This is a genomic window from Marinobacter sp. UBA2498, from assembly GCF_002341575.1.
Lineage (GTDB): Bacteria > Pseudomonadota > Gammaproteobacteria > Pseudomonadales > Oleiphilaceae > Marinobacter > Marinobacter manganoxydans.
Map to the genome: position 1 here is coordinate 23,162 of NZ_DDOI01000043.1, position 1,358 is coordinate 24,519.

The following is a 1,358-nucleotide window of genomic DNA, read 5'->3' on the forward strand; positions in this document are numbered from 1 at the left end:
GATCTCGGGCATGGCCAGGGTGACATCCGGCGTCACCAGCCGATACCGGCAGCCGGCAAACACGCCAAGTCCACCACCCATCACCACGCCGTGGGCAATGCCAAGCACAGGTTTCGGAAAGCGGTGAATGCTGTAATCCATCCGGTATTCCCGGCTGAAAAACCGTACCGGTTTCTCCGGCTCTTGCCCATCGAGAATTGCATCATAGAGTTCGCGGATATCACCGCCGGCGCAAAAGGCTCTCTCACCGGCGCCCTGAATGACCACGATGCAGATTCGGTCATCATTGGCCCAGCGGTCCAGGATGTCCTGGATCTGCTCGATCATGTGTTCGGAAAGCGCGTTGAGAGTGCCCGGGGAGTTCAGTGTCAGAACACCCATGTGCCCTTCGCGGCATGCAAGTTCCTCGGCCTCTACAGACATTGGCGTTTTCTCCGGAGAATTAAATCAATCTTGGATACGGAATCGAACGTACTTTCACCCTAATAGCCAGAACAGGAAAGAGGACTAACGTCGAAAAGATGTCCTTGACCTATCGCATTTGAGGTTGCCCCGCTCTGTGCTATAAGTGCAAGTCAGTTTAGTGCCCGGCCTCCGAACCGGCCTTAAAATCTGGAAAATGACGATGAGAGGGTAATAACAATGAATCTGAAACACTACGCTGTTGCGGGAATTTTTGCGCTTGGCGCTGCTGTGCCTGCAGTAGTTTCTGCCGCAGATGCCGAAGCCGGCAAGGCCAAGGCGGCTGTCTGTGCTGCGTGCCATGGCCAGAATGGTCTTGCGCAAATTCCGACATACCCGAACCTGGCGGGCCAGAACGAGCAGTACCTGGTATCGGCCCTGAAGGCGTACAAGAACAAGCAACGCTCTGGCGGCCAGGCTGCGATTATGCAGGGGCAGGCTGCTGCCCTGAGTGACACTGATATCGCCAACCTCGCGGCCTACTACGCCAGTCTGCCGGCAGACGGCGGCAAGTAAGCCTTACCCTGTCAGCGAAGCGGCTCAGGCCGCTCCGCTGACGATGCGATAGCTCGGTCTGTAAGCCGAAGAACCCGGTAGTTTCATTCGGTTCTGGGTCACAAACTGCTCGAGCATGGCTTCGAGCGGTTTTATCAGAGTCGGGTCGCCTGCGATTTCGAATGGCCCCTTCTCCTGAACCTGTCGTATGCCACCCTCCTTGACGTTACCGGCAACAATGCCACTGAAGGCCTTGCGCAAATTCGCAGCGATAAGGTGCACAGGCTGGTCCCGGTGCAGCTCCAGCGCCCGCATGTTGTCGTGATTGGGCTCGAACGGCAGCTGGAACACCGGGTCGATCTTCAGCATCCAGTTGAAATAATAGGCATCCTGCATGGCGC

3 protein-coding genes are annotated in these 1,358 nt (G+C 56.7%); 1 reads left to right on the forward strand and 2 read right to left on the reverse strand.

The window, feature by feature from the left end; all coding sequences use genetic code 11:
• Window positions 1–423, reverse strand: a 423-nt coding sequence (locus B2W52_RS04910; protein WP_286801676.1) for an enoyl-CoA hydratase/isomerase family protein, incomplete at its 3' end; no start/stop codon positions are given.
• A gap of 219 nt (window positions 424–642) precedes the next feature.
• Here B2W52_RS04910 and B2W52_RS04915 point away from each other — a divergent pair.
• Window positions 643–978, forward strand: a complete 336-nt coding sequence (locus tag B2W52_RS04915) for a c-type cytochrome (protein ID WP_053113218.1) — start codon at window positions 643–645, stop codon at window positions 976–978.
• Between the two features lie 24 nt (window positions 979–1,002).
• On the opposite strand, the gene B2W52_RS04920 is transcribed toward B2W52_RS04915, so the two are convergent.
• Window positions 1,003–1,358, reverse strand: a 356-nt coding sequence (locus tag B2W52_RS04920) for a pyrimidine/purine nucleotide monophosphate nucleosidase domain-containing protein (protein ID WP_286801680.1), incomplete at its 5' end; no start/stop codon positions are given.